This window comes from Sphingobacterium spiritivorum (assembly GCF_016724845.1).
Lineage (GTDB): Bacteria > Bacteroidota > Bacteroidia > Sphingobacteriales > Sphingobacteriaceae > Sphingobacterium > Sphingobacterium spiritivorum_A.
This window is the reverse complement of sequence record NZ_CP068082.1, coordinates 1,983,837-2,005,125: the sequence shown is the minus strand read 5'-3', so window position 1 is coordinate 2,005,125 and position 21,289 is coordinate 1,983,837. Positions and strand designations below refer to the sequence as shown.

The window sequence follows — 21,289 nt, the reverse complement described above, 5'->3', positions numbered from 1 at the left end:
GTAATATTAATTGTTGTTTAAATGATTCTTTAGGTATTGTCCTGTATAAGATTCCTTGCATTTGGCGAGTTCATCGGGAGTTCCTTCAAAAACCAGCTGACCGCCTTTATTTCCCCCCTCAGGACCGATGTCGATGACCCAGTCAGCAGATTTGATCATCTCCATATTGTGTTCGATCACCAGGATACTGTTACCTAAAGCGATCAAAGCATCGAAAGATTTCAGCAATTTCTTGATATCATGAAAATGCAGACCTGTAGTCGGTTCGTCAAAAATAAAAAGGGTCTTTTTGCTGTTGTTTCCCTTAATCAGAAAGGAGGCAAGTTTGATTCGTTGTGCTTCTCCTCCGGATAAGGTGCTGGAAGACTGTCCTAGTTTTACATAGCCCAAACCTACATCCTGCAGAGGTTGTAGTTTTGAGATGATTTTGGCCTGATCCTTGAAAAACTCAAGAGCCTCATCCACGCTCAGGCTCAATATATCGGATACATTTTTGTCCTTGAACTGTACATCCAGGACATGTGGTTTGAATCGTTTGCCTCCGCAAGCTTCACATGGCAATACAATATCGGCCATAAACTGCATTTCGATTTTTACTTCCCCTTCACCCTGGCAGACATCACAGCGCCCACCTTCTACGTTAAATGAGAATGCAGCAGGTTTTAAGCCTCCGGCTTTTGCAACCGGAAGATTGGCGTATAGCGCACGGATTTCATCCCATGCTTTTACATACGTCACCGGGTTGGATCGGGAGGAACGGCCTATCGGATTCTGATCGACCATTTCTACTTGCTCAATACTGTTGATATCTCCTTCAATTCCATCGAAGATACCTGTCTGTTCCCCGGAATAGTTACCTATCGCTTTTTGCAAAGCAGGGAACAAAATTCTTTTCACCAAAGAGGTTTTTCCTGAACCGGATACTCCGGAAACAACGGTAAATACATTTAACGGGAAGGCAACATCTATGCCTTTGAGGTTATTTTCGCGTGCACCTTTAATCTTGATGCTATCATGCCATTTTCTTCTTTTTGCAGGGATATCAATTTGTTGTGTTCCGCTCAGGTACTGGCCTGTAAGGCTTTTCTTATCCTTCAGAATCTGAGAGTAGGTACCTGCAAATACTAATTCTCCTCCGTTGATACCGGCTTCAGGACCAATATCAATAAGGTAATCCGCAGCTTCCATCATTTCCTGTTCATGTTCGACTACGATCACGGTATTCCCAATGTCCCGCAGTGATTTCAGCACCCCGATAAGGCGTTGTGTATCACGGGGATGTAATCCAATGGAAGGTTCATCCAGAACATAGATCGATCCGACTAATGAGCTTCCTAGTGAAGTAGCCAGATTGATACGCTGAGACTCTCCACCGGACAAAGAGTTAGATAAGCGGTTAAGAGTCAGATAACTCAATCCTACATCGCAGAGGAACTGGAGTCTGTTGTTAATCTCTGCCAATAAACGTTTCGCTACGATCTCTTCATTTTTTGTCAGTTTTATTTCCCGGAAAAAAGTAAGAGCCTGATCTAACGGCAAGAGTACAATATCAGTGATCGAACGATCAGCGACTTTTACATAAGTTGCATCTTTACGGAGGCGGGATCCTTTACAATCCGGACAATCTGTTTTACCCCGGTAGCGGGATAGCATGACACGGTACTGGATTTTGTAGGTTTGCTCTTCCAGTTCCTGAAAGAACTCATTCAGTCCGCGGAAATAAGAGTTCCCTGTCCATAACAATTCCTGTTGTTCAGGTGTCAGATCTCCATAAGCACGGTGTATCGGGAAATCAAATTTGAGTGCAGATTTGATAAGCACCTGCAGCCATTCGCCCATTTTTTCACCACGCCATGGTGCGATCGCACCGTCGTATACCGAACGGCTCTTATCAGGAATTACCAGATCCGGATCTATACCTATAATTTTTCCGTAACCTTCGCAACGGCGACAGGCACCGTATGGGTTATTGAAACTGAAAAAATTGGGAGTGGGTTCTTCAAATGTGATACCATCCAGTTCAAATTTATCAGAGAAAAAATGCTTAGCACCGTCTATATCGACAGTACAGACTCCTTTTCCTTCGAAAAAAGCAGTTTGCACAGAATCTGCCAGCCGACTGATCGTTTCTTCCTCCTGATCTAACCGGATACGGTCAATAACAATCTGTACTTCATCATCCTTGAAGGAGTTGTTAGCAACACCTTTATCATCGATAAGCTGCTCTATCTTTTGCATTTTGTCCTGATACCATACGCGGACAAAACCTTTTTGTAATAGTAACGAGAGCTCTTCCTTCAGTTTTCTGTTGTTCAGCGGAATTAAAGGAGCAAATATGGTAACGGTAGTATCGTCCTGTGCTTTCGAAATAAAATCTACAACACTGGATACGGTATCTTTCGTCACTTCCTTTCCTGAAACAGGAGAGAAAGTCTTGCCTATCCGGGCAAAAAGGAGTTTAAGATAATCATAGATCTCTGTAGATGTTCCTACTGTTGATCTGGGATTACTGGTAATGACACGTTGTTCAATAGCAATAGCCGGTGCTATGCCTTTTATATAATCTACTTCAGGCTTGTTCATCCTGCCCATAAACTGACGGGCATAGGAAGAAAGGCTTTCTACATAACGGCGTTGCCCCTCTGCATAGAGGGTGTCAAAGGCTAAAGAAGACTTGCCTGATCCGGACATTCCGGTAATGACCACAAGTTTGTTTTTAGGCAGACTGACATCAATATTTTTCAGGTTATTGACTCGTGCTCCTTTAATAAGTATATGGGTTTTAGGACTGTTTTTTTCAGAATCTTGCATGCAATGGTGACTTATCACGCTGTTTTTCAGTGAATTTTCGAAAGCAGCATGGCAAATTTAAGGAATTAAAATATCTTATGATACCCTGATTGACGGAAACTAATTAAACAACAATATCTTTACACTTAGGTTATATGCCTGTCAGTTACTCCTCTTCGGGGTTAACAGTCGCCTCAGCAGGGGCAAGATTCGCCAGGAGCTGGTTTACTTCTTCTTCAGTAGAAATGAGTTTGGTGCGACAGACTTTGATCAGGAGAGCTGCCCGCTTGATCTTTTCGGACAATTCATCAATATTCGTGCTTCCTGAAGAGATATCATTGACAATTTGTTGCAGTTCATTGAATGCATCTGTGTAGCTGTAGTTAGTCTCCATATTGTTGGGTATTAGTGGCATGTACTGTACTGGAGATTTCTCCGTCCTGCACGCGTGTGCTGATGTTGTCTCCCGGTTTGACCTGTGTCGTTGAAGTCAGTAATTGCCCGTTTATTTTTGTTATTGAAAATCCACGTTGCAGCAGATGTTCCGGATCGGCTAATTGCAGCAGTTTTTCTGTGTTTTCAAGAAATGAGAACTGTTCTTTTACCTGTTGCTGAAATCCGGCTTTAAGATCCTTTTCCAGGATATGAATATTGTTTTTGGCCATCTCGACCATATGTTGCGTAGTCCATCTGATATCTGTAGCAAAGACATTCAGTTTCTGAGCTTGTTGTTCAAATATCAGGCCGCTGTAATTTCGGATTGTTTCGGTGGCGCGATCCAGAGGAATAGCAAAATTATGAAATTTTTGAAGGAGAAAATCAGCTAATTCACTTGGCGTAATTGCGTTTTTATAAGCCACCATTTCACTTACCGTGAGGTTTGTAGAATGTCCGATGCCGGTGAGGACAGGCAACGGAAATATAGCTATAGCTCTTGCCAGAAGATAATTGTTATAGCTGGATAGTCCGACTTCTCCTCCTCCTCCCCGGATTATGGCGATCACATCATATTTATCCTGATGCTCGGCGACTATACTCAATTGTTGAATAATAGAAGGGACAGATTTATCCCCTTGCAACAGGGCCGGGTATAGTGTGCATTCGAACCGGTATCCCCAGGGATTCTGGTGGATAATTTTGTAAAAATCCGATAATCCCTTACTTGTTTCTACGGATATGATAGCAATACGTTTGGGAATTACAGGAAAGGGGAGAGACTTGTTCAGATCGTAAATGCCCTCTTCTTTAAGGCGTTGTATACTCTCCAGTTTCTCTTTTTCCAGTTCACCCAGGGAGAATGTCGGATCTATATCTACAATTTTGAGACTTAATCCGTACATGGGATCGTAGGAGATGCTGGCCTGAAAAAGCATGGTGATACCTTCACGCAGCGGCTCGCGTACCGTCTTCATAAAATTTGTATTGATCCGGTTGTAGTCGGCTTTCCAAAGGATAGAACGGATCTCGGCGACAATTTTACCGTCTTTTTTTTCAACCAGTTCGGGATAACAATGTCCGGAATGCGTGTAATGATTCAGCTTATTCATCTCCGCTTTAATCCAATACATACTCTTGTAACGATCCGCAATAGTCTTTTGAATACTTTTCGTTACTTCCAGTAAGGAGAAAATGGTTTTATTGTCGATAACCTCTGGCATTAAACAAACTTAGACAATCTTTCTTTGATAAAAAAGTGACGATTTTAGCAGGTTCTCTGTAATATTTTTACTGGATTGGGATAAAAACCATATTTGGTTGCGTGTTTGTGCATTTTTGAAATTTAAATTTACAGCAAAAAAGAATTTATTCATTACTTTTATCATCGTAAACCCTAAATTAAAGACATATGAAAATCCATAAATGGGTAATCGCAGCAACTGTTTGTAGTTTTTTAGGAACACTACCTCTGTATGCACAGTATAAATCCGCTGTTAAAAATGAGAGTGTGTTGCTCCTTAATCAGGAGGGAATCATTCCTCTGAAAAAGCTGGATGATTATAAAATTGTTATGGCCAGTCCTTCTTCAGATAAGTTTACAGATTTTATTGCTCAGGCCGGACGGTACACCGAATTTGAAACAAAAGGAGTGGAAAAGCTGGATGAGAGTATTAAATATGCCAATACCGTTATTATTCCACTACGGGATGCCGATATCACGGATCAATTAGTTTACCAACTGATTCAGGCCCGTAAAAACAATAAAAAGATTATTCTGGCTGTTTTTGGCAGCGGCAGCGGATTGTCGAAGTTGAACAATATCACTTTACCGGTTCTGTTTAATACAAATACAGATAGTCAGGCGCAGAAAAATGCGGCAATGACTATTTTTGGTGGTATGTCCAGTACCGCAAAGCTGGATAAGACCTATAGTTTTTATTTTCAAAAGGGAGCCGGTTTCAATACGAATCAAACCAGACTTCAGTATACAGATGGTCAGAGCAGCCCGCTTAATCTGAATAAGCTCACTAAAAAAATAGATGAGATTGCTGCAGAAGCCATCACAAAGCAAGCTACTCCCGGAGCGGTCGTGATGATCATTAAGGACGGACAGGTTATCTTTGAAAAGGGGTACGGATATCATACTTATGACAAAAAGACTCCCACGACTATAGGTAACATTTTTGATCTTGCATCTGTGAGCAAAATTGCAGGTACAACGCCTGTTATTATGCGTCTTACAGAACAACATGTGATCAATCTGGACAGTACCATAGGAGACTATCTGTATCAGGCACAGGCTACCAATAAAAAGAACATCTCCTTACGAAGTGTAATGTTGCATGAAGCAGGATTTACTCCCTTTATTCCATTTTACAGAAACCTGAAGCCCGGAGATCTGGAACGTCGTTTTTCGGCTAGTCACCAGGTGAAAGTGGCGGATAGCTGTTATCTGCTGAACAATTACTACAGAGATGTGATGTGGCCTGAAATGCTAAATTCTCCCGTCAGGCCGGTGGGCAATTATGTATACAGTGATATCAGTATGTATGTCATGAAAGAAGTAGCAGAGCATCAGACGGGTGTGCCTATGCAGGATTATGTACAGAAGAACTTTTATAAGCCGCTGGGGATGAAGACTGCAGGATATTTACCAAGAGACCGTTTCGCTAAAGAAAGTATTATTCCCACAGAAAACGATACTTCCTTTCGTAAAGTCTTATTACAAGGTTATGTACATGATCAGGGGGCTGCAATGGCAGGAGGAGTGGCGGGACATGCCGGGCTTTTTGCTACTGCAAATGACTTAGCCATATATGGCCAGTTACTTTTAAACAGAGGCGAGTATGGCGGAAACCGCTATTTTACAGGAGAGACGGTAGATCTGTTTACCAGCAAACAATCCGCAACGAGCAGACGCGGACTTGGATTTGACCGCTGGGATCCGAATCCTAAAAATGAATATCCCTCTAAGCTGGCAAATAGTTCGGTGTATGGACATACTGGTTACACAGGTACATGTATCTGGATAGATCCGTCCAATCAGCTTATCTATATTTTCTTATCCAACAGAGTTCACCCGCAGGTTTCATCCAAATTGCTGGATCTGAATATTCGCAGCCGGATTCAGGATGCCATATATGAGATACTGAATGAAGTAAAGAAATAACAGCATCCGGTCTGTCGATGGCCAGAGACCTTATTCTAATGACTAAAAGATACTCCAATGATTAAAACGGTCAAACATTTAACTTTCGGAATTGCACTTATGAGTGCTTTTTCTGCAGTATCCGCTCAGGATTACAAACAAATCCATAAGGATCTGATCGTGGTGGATGGTCATAACGATGTGATTTATGAATCCATTTTCAAAGGAAAGGATATTGCTAAGCGGCTGACTACAGGTCATACGGATCTGCCACGACTTAAAGAGGGTGGGGTGGATGTACAGGTCTTTGCTGTATGGTCGGATGATAAGAATTGGAAAAAAGGAGCTTTTAAACATGCGAATGATCAGATCGATGCGCTGGAAAAAATGATTTCGGGAAATTCGGATCAGATCGAACTGGCAAAAAGCTCCAAAGACATAGATGTTATTTTGAATAAAGGAAAGATAGCTGCCGTGATAGGTGTCGAAGGCGGGAATATGATTGAAAGCAAAATCGAGAATCTGGAAAAATTATATGACAGAGGAGTGCGTTACCTTACATTGACCTGGAATTATAATCTTCCATGGGTCACAGCTGCTGCTATTGAGGTCAAAACAAGCTCGGATAAAGGTAAAGGACTGACAGCGCATGGAAAGGACATTATTCGCCGGATGAATGAACTCGGGATGATGGTGGATCTTTCTCATGGAGGCGAAAAGACTTTTTATGATGTTATCGCCACATCTACCAAACCGATTCTGGTATCTCATAGTAACGCATATGCTTTAATGCCTCATTATCGCAATCTGAAAGATGAGCAGCTTGAAGCATTGAAAAAGAATGGTGGAGTAATCGGTGTAAACTTTTATTCCGGATTTTTGGACCCGACATATACAGAACGGGTAAAGAAGCTATACAGAAAGCATTTTGGGGATAAAGGGAACTATCAATTATCGCCGACCCGTCAATATGAAAAACTTCCGAAGAAATTGCAACAGGAAGCTAATGCCCCTATGTCCAGATTGTTGGAACATATCAATTATCTGGTTAAAAAAGTGGGTATAGATCATGTGGCCATAGGATCCGATTATGATGGAATCGAATCTCCTCCACGGGAGCTGGAAGATGTAAGCAAATTCCCGTTGTTTACAAAGGCACTTCTGGAGCAGGGATATTCCAAACAAGATGTAGGCAAAATTATGGGCGGTAATTTTTTACGCTTACTTCGTGAAAATGAAGCGCATTAAAAGTTTTTCTTCATAAATTCATTGTATTCTTTCTCCTCGATATTCATCTTATCATACCAGTTTTTCTTGAGGATAAGCGAGGTTATTCCTAAGATCAGCATACTGGTAAGCAGCGGAAAGCCTTGCTTGATTACAATATACATGGGTATGAGGGTCAGGCTGCATTGCCAGATAATACCGATAACAATATTGAACATATCACGCTTGAAGTTGGTATTTTGCTTAAGATCCGGGTATTGTGCCATTGCTTTTTGGATAACGGGCTTCCAGAATCCCCAGGGACGGACTTTGATATAAAAATCTATCAATACTTTTTCTTCTGTAGGTTTGGATAGCAGTGTTCCCGCTATACATCCGGTAACGGATATAAGCATGAGTATAGGGAAGTAATAGAGAGGAAGTATGTCCGGAAAGAACATTGGAGCAATAAGGGCTGCTATGATCCCTGAAAGCATCCCCCAGAAGAAACCATTGCCATTGAAGCGCCACCAATGCCATTTAAGCACATTGGCTGCAATATATCCGCCGTATAATGCGGATACAATCCACTGTAATACAGAGTTAATGTTGCTGACATACATGCCAATAATGGTACTGATAATCACGACAAGAGCAGATACAATATAACTCACTCTGATCTGCGTTACGGCCGAAGCTTTTTTATGTATATATTTCAGGAATACATCATTGACCAGATAAGCCTGTGCGGCATTGACTGTAGAGGCAAATGTAGACATGAATGCAGAAAGAAGTCCGGCAAGTAATAGACCGACCAGACCCACATGTGCAAACTCATTAATCGCTCGGGGTAAAATGGTCTCAAAATCTATATTACTACCCATATTGTTAAAATCTTCACTGAAAAATACAAGAGCAAGAACCGTGAATCCCATAATCATAAGATATCGCGGAATTAACAGGATAACGGATACAGAGCCACTCATGAGGGCTGCTTCTTTAGGGCTTTTGCAGGCTAATATCTTTTGCATATCATAATTGGCTGCCGGACCTGCCATGCTCATAAAAATTCCTTTGAAAAGCATCATCATCACAAAGATGGTAAACAAACTATACTGATCTTCGTTGATTTTGTCCATAATGGAGGGTATGAGGTTACTCCAGTCGAGGTCAAGTGTCCATCCAAAAGAAGGAGAATCCCAGCCGACAGGAGTGTGTGCCGCAAGCATTTCGGGGCTTACTTTGTTCATCGCGATTACGGCGATTATAATTCCGGAGATGGTCATGATACTGAACTGCACAACATCAGCCCATACAATGCTGTGCATGCCTCCTAACATCACATAGAAGGTGGCAATTCCTGTAAAAAAAATACCATAGACCTGTGCAACGGATGCTGTTTCAAGATGAAGCGGAATATATTGGGAAACAAATTCCCAGGGAAAGAATACTTCCATAAACTTGCCGATACCGATAAATCCATAGCTCAAAAATCCCAGTACACCCATCAGGGCGTAGAGTATCACAATAGTATGAGATAGATTAGCCCCCCGTCCATAGCCAAATCGTGTCCGTATCCATTCGGCTCCTGTAAGTACATTGGAACGTCGCAACCATACTGACAGATATATCATAAGAAAAACCTGATTAAATACGGGCCACAACCAGGGAATCCAGAGGCTCTTGAATCCATACACAAATGCAAGGTAAACCATCCACATCGTGCCTGAAATATCAAACATTCCCGAAGCATCGGAGAGACCCAATAGGTAAAAGGGAAGAGATTTGCCACCCAGAAAATAGGAATCAAGATTTTTAGATGCTTTCTTTTTCAGCAATAAACCGATGACAATCATTGTAATGAGATATACAACGATAATAAGAATGTCTATAAACTGGAGTTTCATTGGAAATCTGCTATCCTTTTGTATGTATCAACCGGAATATAATTTTTTATGGAGCGGCTAAAGGTACATTTTTTCTATTTCTTTACGAGTGTTAATATAATACTCACCAGTTAATGATCAAAAATTTTTCTGAAAACTGACTAGCCTCAGTAAGTTTACGGTATCAAATGTTTAATGTCTGTATGCTGTCCCATCCCTGTTAACGGATGGATGGTAAATAACAGTGCAACAAAGAAGCGGAATACACTAATCTTGTTATTCATTCTGTTGTTTGTATACATTGTTTTTGTCAATGAGTTCATTAATTTTTTTTATAGATTCTATTGTTCTTAATCCGTCTTGCGGTGTATGAAGACAATAATCCAGCAATTGATCTATAGTAGAAACGGCTACATGCATCCGTGTATCACTGGATGCGTAATAAATATATACTGTTCCGTTTTCATCTGCAATCCAGCCATTGGAAAACAGCACATTTGATACATCACCAATCCGCTCATCTTGCTCCGGAGCCATTAAATATCCTGCCGGCTCGGCGATCAGTATTTCCGGATTTGTCAGACTTGTGAGGTACAGATAGAGTACATAGCGGAGCCCGGCTGCGGTATGTCTTACACCGTGAGCCAGATGGAGCCAGCCTTTGGTCGTTTTAAGCGGAGAAGGTCCTTCTCCGTTTTTGACCTCTTTAATCGTATGATAATGACGTTTATTGATGATGATTTCGTTTTGTATTGCGGCATGACAAATGTCCTCTGTCAGTGCCCATCCTATTCCTCCTCCATTTTTGGCTAAGATAAAATCATCCTGAGGACGTGTATACAGCGCATATTTGCCATTTACAAATTCGGGATGCAAGACGACATTACGCTGCTGACTGTCAGCCTTGATATTGGGAAGTCTTTCCCAATGCACAAAATCTTTTGTACGGATAATGCCTGCCGAGGCGAGAGCAGAAGACAAATCCCCGGAAGAAGCCTTCGGATCATGTTTTTCGCTACAAAAGATGCCATAGATCCATCCGTCTTCATGTGCTGTAAGACGAATATCATAGACATTCGTCTCTTGTTCATCATTGTCAGGAAAAGATAAGGGCCGTTCCCAGAAGCGAAAATTATCAATACCATTGGGACTTTCTGCTATCGCAAAGAAGGATTTTCTGTCTACTCCTTCTACACGCACCAGCAGAAGATATCGCCCCTTCCATTTGATTGCTCCGGCATTTAAGGTCGAATTGACTGCAATCCGTTCTAAAAAATGTGGATTCGTTTCGGGATTAAGATCATATCGCCAGTTTAACGGAATATGATGTTTGCTGATGACCGGATATTGATAACGATTTATAATACCATTGAAATCTGATTGTGGTATATTGGTTCTTGTCAGTAATTCTTCGTGTCTGTCAAAAAGTAATGCTCTTCTCTGCTTAAAAAAGTCTCCCCTCATGTTGTTCTGCTGGCTCATGTGTAATCAATAGGTTATAGATTGTCCGGATATAAGGAAAGACGGGTTACCCTATGAAAAGCGGTATAGCTTGGGGAGCTGATCTCCAGTTCATAGATAACTTCCTTGGTTTTGCCATCTATTTCGATAATATGGCCTCCGCTCCCTTTGTTGGTCACTGTCCCCATTCCCGGACAGAATAATATATTTCCGGTTTGGGATAGGTATTGTACTCCTGAAAGCGCCTGTGAAAAGGTTCTTCTTCCTCTGTTTTGTCCATATGCCCATACTTGTTGTACAGTTTTTCTTACTTCATCGACCGCATATTCTACTACACGGCTGTAGCTTTGGTCGGAGCTTAGGTCATTGGGCTTGAAATGGCGGTTGTAGCCATTATCAAAAACAAGGATATTACCATTTGGCATTACTACAGGAGTATGTGGGCCCCATGGCCAGTCAAAATCAGGATGAGCGACCTCTCCGGAAATGACCTTAGGATCAGTAACCGGTTGTCCCTGCTTATCCAGAGGCTGTAACAGATAGGGCTGATAGGCTGCGCCCCATCCTTTGTGTGGCGAAATAATCCACTTCAGCTTATTGGACGGATTAAAACTGGTAATCCCCTGATAACGCAAGGTGGCCAGAAGATCATTACCACGCTCTGCAATAGAGTTGTTGTGGGCCCAGTTACTTGCTGTCTGGGCAAATTGCTGAGGCGTGTTAGCATCCGGCGTGTCATATCGTGCGCTGTCCAGCAAACTTACCAGATCCCATTCATGGACAAGACTTCCGGAGGTGGGATTAAGCTCTATAATATGATCATTGATTCTGGGTTTGCCATTATTCAGACGGGCACTGGATTTTGTCACTGTGATCAGGAAATTTCCGTTTTTGGCTTCCGATACTTCATGATGGAAGGTGTATCCTAGCTTTTTGAGATCCCACTGCCGGACAAGCTTTCCGAACAGATCCAGTTCGACAATTCGGTTTTGATACATATCTCCTGATAGAAAATTTCCGTTTTTAAGTCGTTTCAGACCAATAGAAGCTGCTAAGTATTGCAGTTCCGGGGACTTTTTGAGAAGCAATATCCACCGGATTTCTCCATCGGCGTCCAACATATAGGGACAGGAAGTGTCCAGTTCGCTCTCTCCCGGATAACTTACCAGATTCACCCCGGGTTCCATTCGGGCCGTTTGAGCAGTGATGATTTCAAAAGAGGGAAAAGAACTTATATCAAGAGGTTTTGTCCGGATCGATATAGAAGTGCGACCCCGTTCAAGACCATCTTTGTCAGTGAATACAAGTTCGACCTCATTATTATAATTGGCATATAGTCCCAGTACAGGTACCTGCTGTCTGGGCGTCTGTGTCTGCAGTAAGTGTGTAATGGTGCCTTGTTCTCCGGATTTGCCTTTCACGATGACTCTAATTCTTCCCGTTGCAGGCAATAGGACATCTACCATAGCTGCGAGAGGATTATATCCTGTAGGATCCAAGACGATATCTTTTACAATAAAGTCTAGCTTAGTTCCTTTTGACGGGATAGTCAGAGCTTGCTGATCTGTAAAGGTGATTTGTGTAGACCATAGTTCGGGAGTTTCTTTGACCTCTTTGATAACAGATGCCGGTACACTGACCTCTCCTGTTTCAAAATAAAAAACATAATATTCAGCACCCTTTAAATACTTTTGGAGAAGAGCTCCCTTGTCTATCATTGCTTCCAGAGCGGCATGAAAGGGAAGATCGGTACTTGTTGTGTCGGTCTTATCGTCCCTACAGCTTACTGAAAGCAAAAGGATAGTGAACAGCATCTGTATAGTGAATCTTCTCCTTAAAAATTGTCCAGACATAATGTTTTGTGATAAAAGACAGGGAACATTTTACTGCCCCCTGTCTGGTTTTATGATTGCATTAGTACTTGTTCTTATTATCTCCAGAGCGGATGTTGCTGGATCGCTGTATTTGTATTCATCTCTCCCTGTGGTATAGGAAGATAATAGTGTCTTGCCTGAAAATTCTCTGCCCCTTGTTTTTTGTTGGTTACAAGGATTTGCTTCATCTGGTCGTAAGAGTACCAACGTTTCAGGTCAAAAAAGCGGTGACCCTCAAAGAAGAATTCCAGTTCGTTCTGATGGATCATTTCTTTCCATAATTCATCAGCATTAGCCCAGGTCTTTGATGCCAGTCCTGCACGGTTTCGAATACGTGTAAGATCCGCTGCTGCGTCTCCCAGTTTACCCGTCTTGATACAGGCTTCCGCATGCATCAGCAGGACCTCGGCATAGCGCATTACACGAAGATTATTATTTTGGTTTTGTTGATTGTACATGCTGTTAGCATCGGCTTCATTTTTATAAAAGTTGGTAAACTTTTTAATCAAGAACCTGCCTTTTACAGCATTTATAGTTGGGAAATCCGGCTCTCCGCGAAGGCGTTTGGTTGCACATGCTTCCCATATTTTGTCAAATGACATATTCCCGAACCATGCACCATCCGGAACAGTCGATTCGAAGTCTGAATGCTTCCAGAAAAGACTGGTGTACATTCGTTTGTCAAATCGGGAGTTTGATCCCGCAGGGCGCTCTTCTGCTGTGAAGCTTTTGACAATGGAGGCGGTTGGCATCCACTTGAACCACCCTCCTGTTCCCTGCGGACCGACAAAGTTGGCAATCACAAAACCTTGCGTACTGGTCGATTCTTCAGATCCCCATGAACCGCTGCCGAAACTGCCGTCATAGATAAGCTCAAATATGGATTCTTTGTTGAGTTCCTTATATTCGGTAAAGTTGTCTTCGAAGTTTTCAACCAGATCGTAGTTGTACGGAGCTTTCATAATGGTTGCCAGCTCCGCTTCCGCTTCCGGATAACGCTTCATGAAAAGATAAGTCTTACCTAAGTAAGCGATAGCAGCACCTTTGGTCACACGCCCTGCTTCTGCAGCCGGCCTTGTAACAGGCAGATATTCTTTTGCGGTCTTGAAATCTTCTGCAACCTGTTTCCAGACTTCTTCCTCAGGGGAAGATTTTTTCATGATCTCATCAGAGCTCTCGCCTGCAGGGAGCAGGCGTATAGGCACATCCCCAAAGTTGCTGGCAAGTAGAAAATAAGCATAACCTCTCAGAAAACTGGCTTCTGCATACAGCTCATTTATCTTATTTTCACTCATTGGAACATTCCGTATATTTTTGAGTACGACATTTGCTCTGTTGATACAATTGTATAATCTTCCGAAATCGCTTTCGGCCGTATTGGCCGTATTGGTATAGGTAGCCGGTTCCCAGTTCAGGATTTCTTCGCCCAATATAAACCATACATCATCGGCCCTGTTCATGGTATGCCATCCGGTGTATCCGCCAAAATATCCGTACATCTGTCCCCGTATCGGCGAGTAAACCGTTGCTAAGGCAGCCTGTGCATTAGCTTCTGATGTCCAGAATGTTTCTTCAACAGCCTGATTTGGATTGACCAGATCTAAAAAGTCTGATTTGCAGCCCGATAGGGATAGTGCGACTATCGCAGCAAATGATATATTTTTTAATATAGTGGTTTTCATGTTTTACTTTTTAAGTGTTAGAAATTCGCTTGCAGACCGATCATAATTGTTCTGGCTAATGGGAATCGTCCATGATCTGTGCCTCTGGACATCGTACTTGAGCCTCCACCGTTCTGATCGTCATTCTGTCCGAGATCAGGTGTATATCCTTTGTATTTGGTCGACGTGAAAAGATTGTCAGCAGCAGCGAAGAGACGAAGATTTTTGAACTTCGCTTTGCTTACCCACTGCGTATTGAATGTATAACCGATTTCCAGTGTTTTGAGTCTGAAGAAAGAACCGCTTTCTAACCAACGGTCACTGACTCTCCTGCTATTTTTGTTTTTATCCTCCTGTGTGAAACGAGGTACATCCGTATCTCTGTTCTGTTCGGTCCATGCATTTTCTACATTGGAACCGAAATTGGTAAATTCATTCATAGACTCCATCCGTGCCCGGGTATAGTTATATATTTTATTTCCCGCCATCCCGTCGAAAAATATACCCAGATCAATTCCTTTATAGGAAACATTTCCTCTGATTCCATAGTTGAAATCCGGAAACGGACTTCCCGCATATTGCCGGTCATCATCTGTGATCTTGCCATCTCCGTTGAAATCTACAAAGCGGATATCTCCCGGTTTTGCATCCGGCTGAATAAGCTGACCATTCTGAGTTGTATGGGCTTTTACTTCTTCCTCAGATTGAAACAGGCCATTGGTTTTTATCAGATAGAAGGCACCAATTGGATCACCGACCTTTGCCCAGGTGATAGTGCCTTCTCCCTGAGGATTATAACCGCCAAACTCCTGAGTGGATCCGACAGTCACGGCCTTGACCTTGTTTTTTACGGTCGATGCATTCACGGCAATGTTGTAGTGTACTTCACCGACATTATTCTTGTGATTTAATAAAAGTTCAAATCCTTTATTCTGAATTACGCCCGCATTCATAGTGGGGCTTCCGTTCATACCTGCAGAGCTTGGCATAGCGATGCTCAGCAACACATCATTCGTCTCCTGGACATAATAATCCGCATTCAAGCCAAACTTGCCGTTCAGAATGCTTACATCCAATCCCACATTACTTGTTTTAGTCTCTTCCCATGTCAGGTTTTTAGGAGAAACCCATGTCACGCCGGTATTGCTTCCCATCCACCATGTTCCTCCCTGGATGTAATTGATGCCGCTGGAGCTGATATTCTGTGTTGCATAATTTCCGATTTCCTGATTCCCCAGAATTCCGTAGCTGGCCCGTAGTTTCAGTTCGCTGATTTTGTTCTTAGCCTGAGCAAAGAAACTTTCGTTCATGATGTTCCAGCCGACTGATACCGAGGGAAATATTCCATATCTGTGGCCGTCTGCAAATCTTGAAGAACCATCTCTTCGTACAGATGCAGTCAACATATAGCGTGAATCATAGCTATACATTGCTCTGGCAAACTGAGACAGCAAGGCATATTCCTGAAGCTGACCTGAAGTGGTTTGCTGTGTTGTAGAGCCTGCACCTATGGAGTTGGTTCCGAACGGAATATCACTACGTCCGGCACCAAATCCGCGATTCGAATTTTTCTGGGAAGAATAACCCAATAGTGCAGATACGGTATGTTTTTCAAAGGTATTGTCGTAATGCAGGGTATGTTCCAGCAACCATTGATTTTCAAAAAATGCCGATTCGTTTAACTTTGACTGAACTGCTCCGGAACCAAAATCGTATGGCGCATTATAAGCATAGTTGCGTCCATTGTCTTTGTTATAACCAAAGTTGAGTTTGTATTTCAATCCCTTCAGCCACAGATCCACCTCTGCATAAGCATTGAACAATATTTCTGTGCTATGTACTTCATTGTCAAACAGACGTGAGGCACCTACAGGATTGTCCATGTTTTTCATCCATGGTGAAATACCTGCGTATCCGCCAAGCTGATCTGCATCATAGACAGGCATCAGAGGGTTTTGACGAAGTGCATCTGTAATCGTTAATCTGTTGATATCTTTATTAGATGTTTTCAGCAATAGGGTATTGCCTAATCTGAAGTTGTCATTAAAAAAGGAAAAGGTGTTTTTAGACCGGATATTGAACGCATCGTAACCAGAGTTGATCAGAATCCCTTTCTGATTGATATATCCGGCAGATAAGCTGTAAGTAGCCTGTTGTGATCCGCCAGTAATACCAACATTGGCTTTAGTTACGGGAGCTGTTCTGTATACTTCATCCTGCCAGTTGGTTCCGGTACCCTGATAGTCTACTGCCTCCTGAGGAAGATAGCCTGATTGTTTCATTATCGTTTTCCACTGTTGTGCATCCAGCACGCCCAGTTTTTTGGTAATATGCTGAACGCCCGAATAGAAGTTTACATTGATCGTGGGAGCCATTTCCTTTTTGCCGCTTTTGGTGGTGATGAGCACTACACCATTTGCGGCTCTTGAACCGTAAATAGCAGCCGCAGAAGCATCTTTGAGTACTTCCAGAGACGCAATATCAGCAGGATCTACCATGTTGATATTCCCGTATACACCATCGATGACATATAGAGGGGTGTTGGCTCCTAAGGAACTAAGTCCCCGGACATTGATGCTCATACCAGAGCCGGGCTGACCTCCTGTATTAGATACGGTGACACCGGCGATCCTGCCTTGCAAAGCTCCGCTGGCACTTTTTGCAACATCAGCCTGAAGATCTTTGCCTGTCACGGAAGCTACGGCGCCGGTCAGGTCTCGTCTTTTGACTGTTCCGTACCCGACGACAACGACTTCGTCCAGCTGATTATCTTCTTCTAAAGTAATCTGTAAAAAGGATGCGTCTGAGACGGTAAGTTCAGATTTTTGCTTACCTACATACGAAAACTGGAGTATTTTGCCTTGCGGGATGCTGATCGTGAAATTTCCGTCAACATCTGTTTTTGTACCTTCGGAACTGCCTTTTACGGCAACTGTTGCTCCGATTACAGGCTTGTTTTCTTTGTCTCTGACTGTCCCTTTGACAGTGATAGCCTGCTGCGCCCAAGCATATAGACTACAGACTCCAAGCAAGAGTATTAAAATAATTCTTCTCATACGGTTTATAATTTTCTGGGTTGATGGTTGTGTTTTCCTAAACAACCGGAGGATGTACTGACTTCATGATCTGTGTGTATTAGTCTATCCGGAGTGTTTTTGGAATTTGTCCGGAGCTAAACTACAGGAAAACATATTCCGTAAATTGAACTATTGCTTCAATCGGATTGAACTTTTTAATCTTTATTTGATGGGGAAATGTTAAAAGAGAGAGCAGGAGTTCTTATCTCTGCAAAAAATTAGTTCTTATGCAGACAAGTTTTTGTCGTATTTGAAAGACTTGGATTTCTTTTAAGATTCTGATAAATAGTGTTTTAAACTTCATTTGTGTGATTATAATTGTACAATTAGCTCAATTTTATTGAACTATTTACTCTTATGGGAAGGTTGTTTTGTACGAATGCAAAAATATAGCGGAGGTTTAGCAGCATTTAAATAATCAACTGCTGATTTTTGCTGTTGTCTCTGAATTCGGCAGGTGTAATGCCTTTTGCTTTTTTAAAGACCCGATAGAAATAAGAAATACTGTTAAAACCACAAAGACTGACAACCTCGGATATAGGTGCTGCATCCTTTAGTTTGCGTGTTGCCATATTTATTCTGAAATCCAGAAGGTAATCTGTAAAATTCATTGCCGTATTGCATTTGATAAAACGGGCAAAAGTGGATCGGCTCATGTTCAATGCGTCTGCAGCTTCGGGAAGCCGGATTACTTCTGCAATATTAGAAGATACGTAGTTTTGAAGTTTGTGTAGCAAAATCTCATTTTTTGTCATTTCTATAGTGGTTTCACTGGAGAGTTCGCGCAGGTCGTCCCCTTTTGACAATTCATAAAGAAGAATAAACAACTTCATTACGGCATAAAATCCGTCCTTTTCCATTGTAATGATCCGAAGTAAAGGGAGGACTTTTTCTATTGTTGCAGCACCAAAATGAACCCCTTTCGACGCACGGGCAAACAATTGCTGAATACTCTGAAATTGTTTCTTATCCAGACATTGTTCGATTAAGGAGGGATGAAACTGGATGGTAATCTCATGAATATTGGTGGATGTGCAGTCTCCGTCTTTCCAGGCATGTTTGAGCTCCGGATTGGCAATCAGTACCAGATCTTTCTCTCCGATATTCTCTATGGAATCTCCGATAATACGCAATGCTCCTGATGCCCCTTCCACATAGTTAATCTCATATTCCGGATGGATATGTACAGGAAATGTGAACGAGGATTTTCTGCGGTCAAATACGACAAAACAATCTTGCTCGGACAATGGCGATTTTTCTCTATAAATATCGGAAAGCATAACCTCAGTATTATTTTGGTTGATCAATTCCAAATCTAATGATTTTGGTTTTTGTTTTGATTGTTTTTTTCTTAATCTGGTTTTTTTGGAAACAAGAATATTTGTTCATCTTATCAACGGTTTCAAAGCTGATTTTTTTAGGCTTAAACAATCTGATTCGCAGGTGAGTAGAGTTATTTGGCAGCACGGTGATTATGCATATTCTTTAATTCTGAATGAACAGGCTTTGTTTCTGCCACATTGAACGGTATGTGCTATCTTGCTGGAGTAACTGCTGATGATTTCCTTCTTCGATCAGTTTGCCGTCTTTGAGCACCATGATTGTATCTGCATGGGCAATTGTACTGAGACGGTGTGCGATGACTATCATAGTCTTGCCCAGTGCTTTGAATTGCGTAAGAGTCTGTTGTATCAGCAGTTCGGATTCCGTATCCAGTGAAGATGTAGCCTCATCCAGAATAAGGATTTCAGGATCTTTGTAAAGTGCCCGCGCTATAGCGATCCGTTGTTTTTGGCCGCCGGATAATACAGCTCCGTTTTCGCCCAGATGTGTTTCAAAACCCTCAGGTAATTTTTCGATAAAAGGCAGGATACCCAGTGATGTCGTAATATCAACAATGCGGCTAAGGTCCGGAGAATCTTCTCCGAGTGCTATATTTTCAATAACATTTCCGGAAAAGAGATCTACTTGTTGTGGAACTATAGAAATGAGATTTCGGAGTGAATGCCTGCTGATTTGGCTGATATTGCTGGAACCAATGGATATTTTTCCGTTGTTGATCGGATAGATATGCTGTATCAGTGCTGCTAAAGTCGTTTTTCCGGAGCCGCTTTCTCCTACAACAGCTGTTGTCTGTCCTTTTTTGAATGTGCATGAAAAATCCTTGAAAACAGGCGCGCGAGATCCATAGCTAAAGGATACTTCTTCTAATTTAATATCTCCTATAGAATCTGCGGACAAGTCCGTTTTGCCTGTTAACTCTTCCCGTTCCAGATCCATGATCTCGAATAATCTGTCTGCAGCAATGAGCGCATTCTGTATGGCCTTGTTTGTGCCGATAAGTTGCGATACAGGCCCTGTAAAGTAACCAATCAAAGCATAGAATGATAACAATTCTCCGGGTGTGATGGAACGATCTATTACATATCGCGTACCTATCCACAGGAGTATAATGGTAAATAGTTTAGATAAAAACTCTGAAGCATTTGTAGAGAACAGGGTATTCATCACAGAGTTGTAGATGGTGCCGAGTAGTTTACTGAAGTTACTGTCGGTTTTCTTATTGGCATAATTCTCTACTCCAAACTGTTTGATTGTGCTGATGGCGTGTAAGGATTCTACCATATGAGATTCCAGATCAGCTGCATCTTCCATCATTCTTCGCTCTACCTTCTTATTGAGTTTATTGGAAATCCAGTAAATAAACAGGTATAAAGGAATAACCAACATGATAATAAGGGCCAGCTTCCAGTAATAGGTAAACATCAGTGTAAACGAAAAAAGGATAATAAATACGTTCACAACAATCTGAATGGAGACATCGTTGATAAAAGTTCTTATTTTGACCGCATCATTCACCCGGGAAATAATTTCGCCGACTTTCATGGTATCAAAAAAACGCTGAGGCAACTGCAGCAAATGCTTGTAATACCCCAGAATCAGATAACGGTCTATACGCTGGCCGGTCTTTAGTACCATGATGCTTTTCATGGAACCTATAAAGAGCTGAAATAACAGGATCACAATCATGATTAAGGAGAGCAGGTTGAGTAAACGGAGGTTTCCGTCAACAAGCACCTCATCTGTTATTTTCTGTATATAAATGGACATGGAAAGACCAAGTATAGTATATACCAGTGCGCCAAGCAGCGCTGGTATGGCCATTGTCTTATGTGGTTTGATCAGGTTCCAGAACCGGGAATAATTACTGATCTTCTCCTTCTTTTGCCGGAAAAATTCATTCGGCTCCATCATAATAAGGACTCCTGTCCATATTTCTGCAAATTCCTGAATGCTGAACCGTTCCATTTTTCCATGAGCAGGATTCATGACAGAGACCTTGTCTTTAGTCACCTCATAAATGACGACATAATGATGGAGTTTGTTTTTTAGAATAAGATGTGCAATAGCAGGAAGAGGTATTCCGGAAAGAGACCGGACTGTTGCCTTGACTCCTTTGGCATCGAATCCCATGCTCTGTAGCCCCTGTATTATGCCCAGAACATTGGTGCCCTTACTATCGGTATGACAGATTTGCCGGATCCTTGCCAGAGGAACCTCCAATCCAAAATGAGTACCTACAGATGCCAGACATGCAGCACCGCAGTCTTTGATATCATGTTGTTTTATCAGGCAGTTTTTTTTCATCGGTGATTCTGTAGCAGATATATAGTAATGGGCTTAAGCTTTAGATCGCGGTCGTGTAAGATAAATCAAACTCACACATATTATCTCTTATTTGATAATT

12 protein-coding genes are annotated in these 21,289 nt (G+C 42.0%); 2 read left to right on the top strand and 10 right to left on the bottom strand.

Going from position 1 to position 21,289, the window contains the following annotated elements; genetic code table 11:
- Positions 1 to 6 precede the first annotated feature (6 nt).
- The 3 genes from uvrA to xseA all read right to left on the bottom strand — a co-directional run bounded on the left by uvrA (position 7) and on the right by xseA (position 4,448).
- Positions 7 to 2,811 (bottom strand): excinuclease ABC subunit UvrA, encoded by a 2,805-nt coding sequence (uvrA, locus tag I6J03_RS08365; protein ID WP_003009295.1) that lies wholly within the window; start codon positions 2,809 to 2,811, stop codon positions 7 to 9.
- A gap of 145 nt (positions 2,812 to 2,956) precedes the next feature.
- Positions 2,957 to 3,184 (bottom strand): exodeoxyribonuclease VII small subunit, encoded by a 228-nt coding sequence (gene xseB, locus I6J03_RS08360; protein WP_003009294.1) that lies wholly within the window; start codon positions 3,182 to 3,184, stop codon positions 2,957 to 2,959.
- Entirely contained in the window at positions 3,174 to 4,448 is a 1,275-nt protein-coding gene (gene xseA, locus I6J03_RS08355; protein WP_003009292.1) for an exodeoxyribonuclease VII large subunit, read from the bottom strand. Before xseA ends, xseB begins: the two co-directional genes overlap by 11 nt.
- A 188-nt stretch (positions 4,449 to 4,636) precedes the next feature.
- Here xseA and I6J03_RS08350 point away from each other — a divergent pair, with 188 nt between their 5' ends.
- Together I6J03_RS08350 and I6J03_RS08345 are read left to right on the top strand one after the other, a co-directional pair.
- On the top strand, positions 4,637 to 6,397 hold the full coding sequence (locus tag I6J03_RS08350; protein ID WP_003009288.1) for a serine hydrolase domain-containing protein: 1,761 nt from the start codon (positions 4,637 to 4,639) through the stop codon (positions 6,395 to 6,397).
- Between the two features lie 57 nt (positions 6,398 to 6,454).
- Positions 6,455 to 7,624 (top strand): dipeptidase, encoded by a 1,170-nt coding sequence (locus I6J03_RS08345; protein ID WP_003009286.1) that lies wholly within the window; start codon positions 6,455 to 6,457, stop codon positions 7,622 to 7,624.
- On the opposite strand, the gene I6J03_RS08340 is transcribed toward I6J03_RS08345, so the two are convergent.
- The 7 genes from I6J03_RS08340 to I6J03_RS08310 all read right to left on the bottom strand — a co-directional run bounded on the left by I6J03_RS08340 (position 7,621) and on the right by I6J03_RS08310 (position 21,189).
- A complete protein-coding gene (locus I6J03_RS08340) occupies positions 7,621 to 9,489 on the bottom strand; it encodes a sodium:solute symporter family protein (RefSeq protein WP_003009284.1) in 1,869 nt (622 codons plus the stop codon). The two genes, I6J03_RS08345 and I6J03_RS08340, sit on opposite strands and share 4 nt — an antisense overlap.
- Positions 9,490 to 9,744: 255 nt before the next feature.
- Entirely contained in the window at positions 9,745 to 10,950 is a 1,206-nt protein-coding gene (locus I6J03_RS08335) for a glycoside hydrolase family 130 protein (protein ID WP_003009281.1), read from the bottom strand.
- A gap of 14 nt (positions 10,951 to 10,964) precedes the next feature.
- Positions 10,965 to 12,782 (bottom strand): aryl-sulfate sulfotransferase, encoded by a 1,818-nt coding sequence (locus I6J03_RS08330; RefSeq protein ID WP_003009279.1) that lies wholly within the window; start codon positions 12,780 to 12,782, stop codon positions 10,965 to 10,967.
- Between the two features lie 77 nt (positions 12,783 to 12,859).
- Positions 12,860 to 14,485, bottom strand: a complete 1,626-nt coding sequence (locus I6J03_RS08325; protein WP_003009277.1) for a RagB/SusD family nutrient uptake outer membrane protein — start codon at positions 14,483 to 14,485, stop codon at positions 12,860 to 12,862.
- Between the two features lie 17 nt (positions 14,486 to 14,502).
- Positions 14,503 to 17,520, bottom strand: coding sequence for a SusC/RagA family TonB-linked outer membrane protein (locus I6J03_RS08320; RefSeq protein WP_003009274.1), 3,018 nt, complete (start codon positions 17,518 to 17,520; stop codon positions 14,503 to 14,505).
- Between the two features lie 431 nt (positions 17,521 to 17,951).
- Positions 17,952 to 18,821 (bottom strand): AraC family transcriptional regulator, encoded by an 870-nt coding sequence (locus I6J03_RS08315; RefSeq protein WP_003009271.1) that lies wholly within the window; start codon positions 18,819 to 18,821, stop codon positions 17,952 to 17,954.
- Positions 18,822 to 19,026: 205 nt separating this feature from the next.
- Positions 19,027 to 21,189 carry a peptidase domain-containing ABC transporter gene (locus I6J03_RS08310; protein ID WP_003009269.1) on the bottom strand — a complete coding sequence of 721 codons (2,163 nt, stop codon included), beginning with the start codon at positions 21,187 to 21,189 and terminating at the stop codon, positions 19,027 to 19,029.
- Between the last annotated feature and the right edge of the window lie 100 nt (positions 21,190 to 21,289).

Bases quoted from the DNA above. Each gene is read 5' to 3' on its own strand.
- uvrA (WP_003009295.1), bottom strand. From the start codon at position 2,811: ATGCAAGATTCTGAAAAAAACAGTCCTAAAACCCATATACTTATTAAA.
- xseB (WP_003009294.1), bottom strand. From the start codon at position 3,184: ATGGAGACTAACTACAGCTACACAGATGCATTCAATGAACTGCAACAA.
- xseA (WP_003009292.1), bottom strand. From the start codon at position 4,448: ATGCCAGAGGTTATCGACAATAAAACCATTTTCTCCTTACTGGAAGTA.
- I6J03_RS08350 (WP_003009288.1), top strand. From the start codon at position 4,637: ATGAAAATCCATAAATGGGTAATCGCAGCAACTGTTTGTAGTTTTTTA.
- I6J03_RS08345 (WP_003009286.1), top strand. From the start codon at position 6,455: ATGATTAAAACGGTCAAACATTTAACTTTCGGAATTGCACTTATGAGT.
- I6J03_RS08340 (WP_003009284.1), bottom strand. From the start codon at position 9,489: ATGAAACTCCAGTTTATAGACATTCTTATTATCGTTGTATATCTCATT.
- I6J03_RS08335 (WP_003009281.1), bottom strand. From the start codon at position 10,950: ATGAGCCAGCAGAACAACATGAGGGGAGACTTTTTTAAGCAGAGAAGA.
- I6J03_RS08330 (WP_003009279.1), bottom strand. From the start codon at position 12,782: ATGTCTGGACAATTTTTAAGGAGAAGATTCACTATACAGATGCTGTTC.
- I6J03_RS08325 (WP_003009277.1), bottom strand. From the start codon at position 14,485: ATGAAAACCACTATATTAAAAAATATATCATTTGCTGCGATAGTCGCA.
- I6J03_RS08320 (WP_003009274.1), bottom strand. From the start codon at position 17,520: ATGAGAAGAATTATTTTAATACTCTTGCTTGGAGTCTGTAGTCTATAT.
- I6J03_RS08315 (WP_003009271.1), bottom strand. From the start codon at position 18,821: ATGCTTTCCGATATTTATAGAGAAAAATCGCCATTGTCCGAGCAAGAT.
- I6J03_RS08310 (WP_003009269.1), bottom strand. From the start codon at position 21,189: ATGAAAAAAAACTGCCTGATAAAACAACATGATATCAAAGACTGCGGT.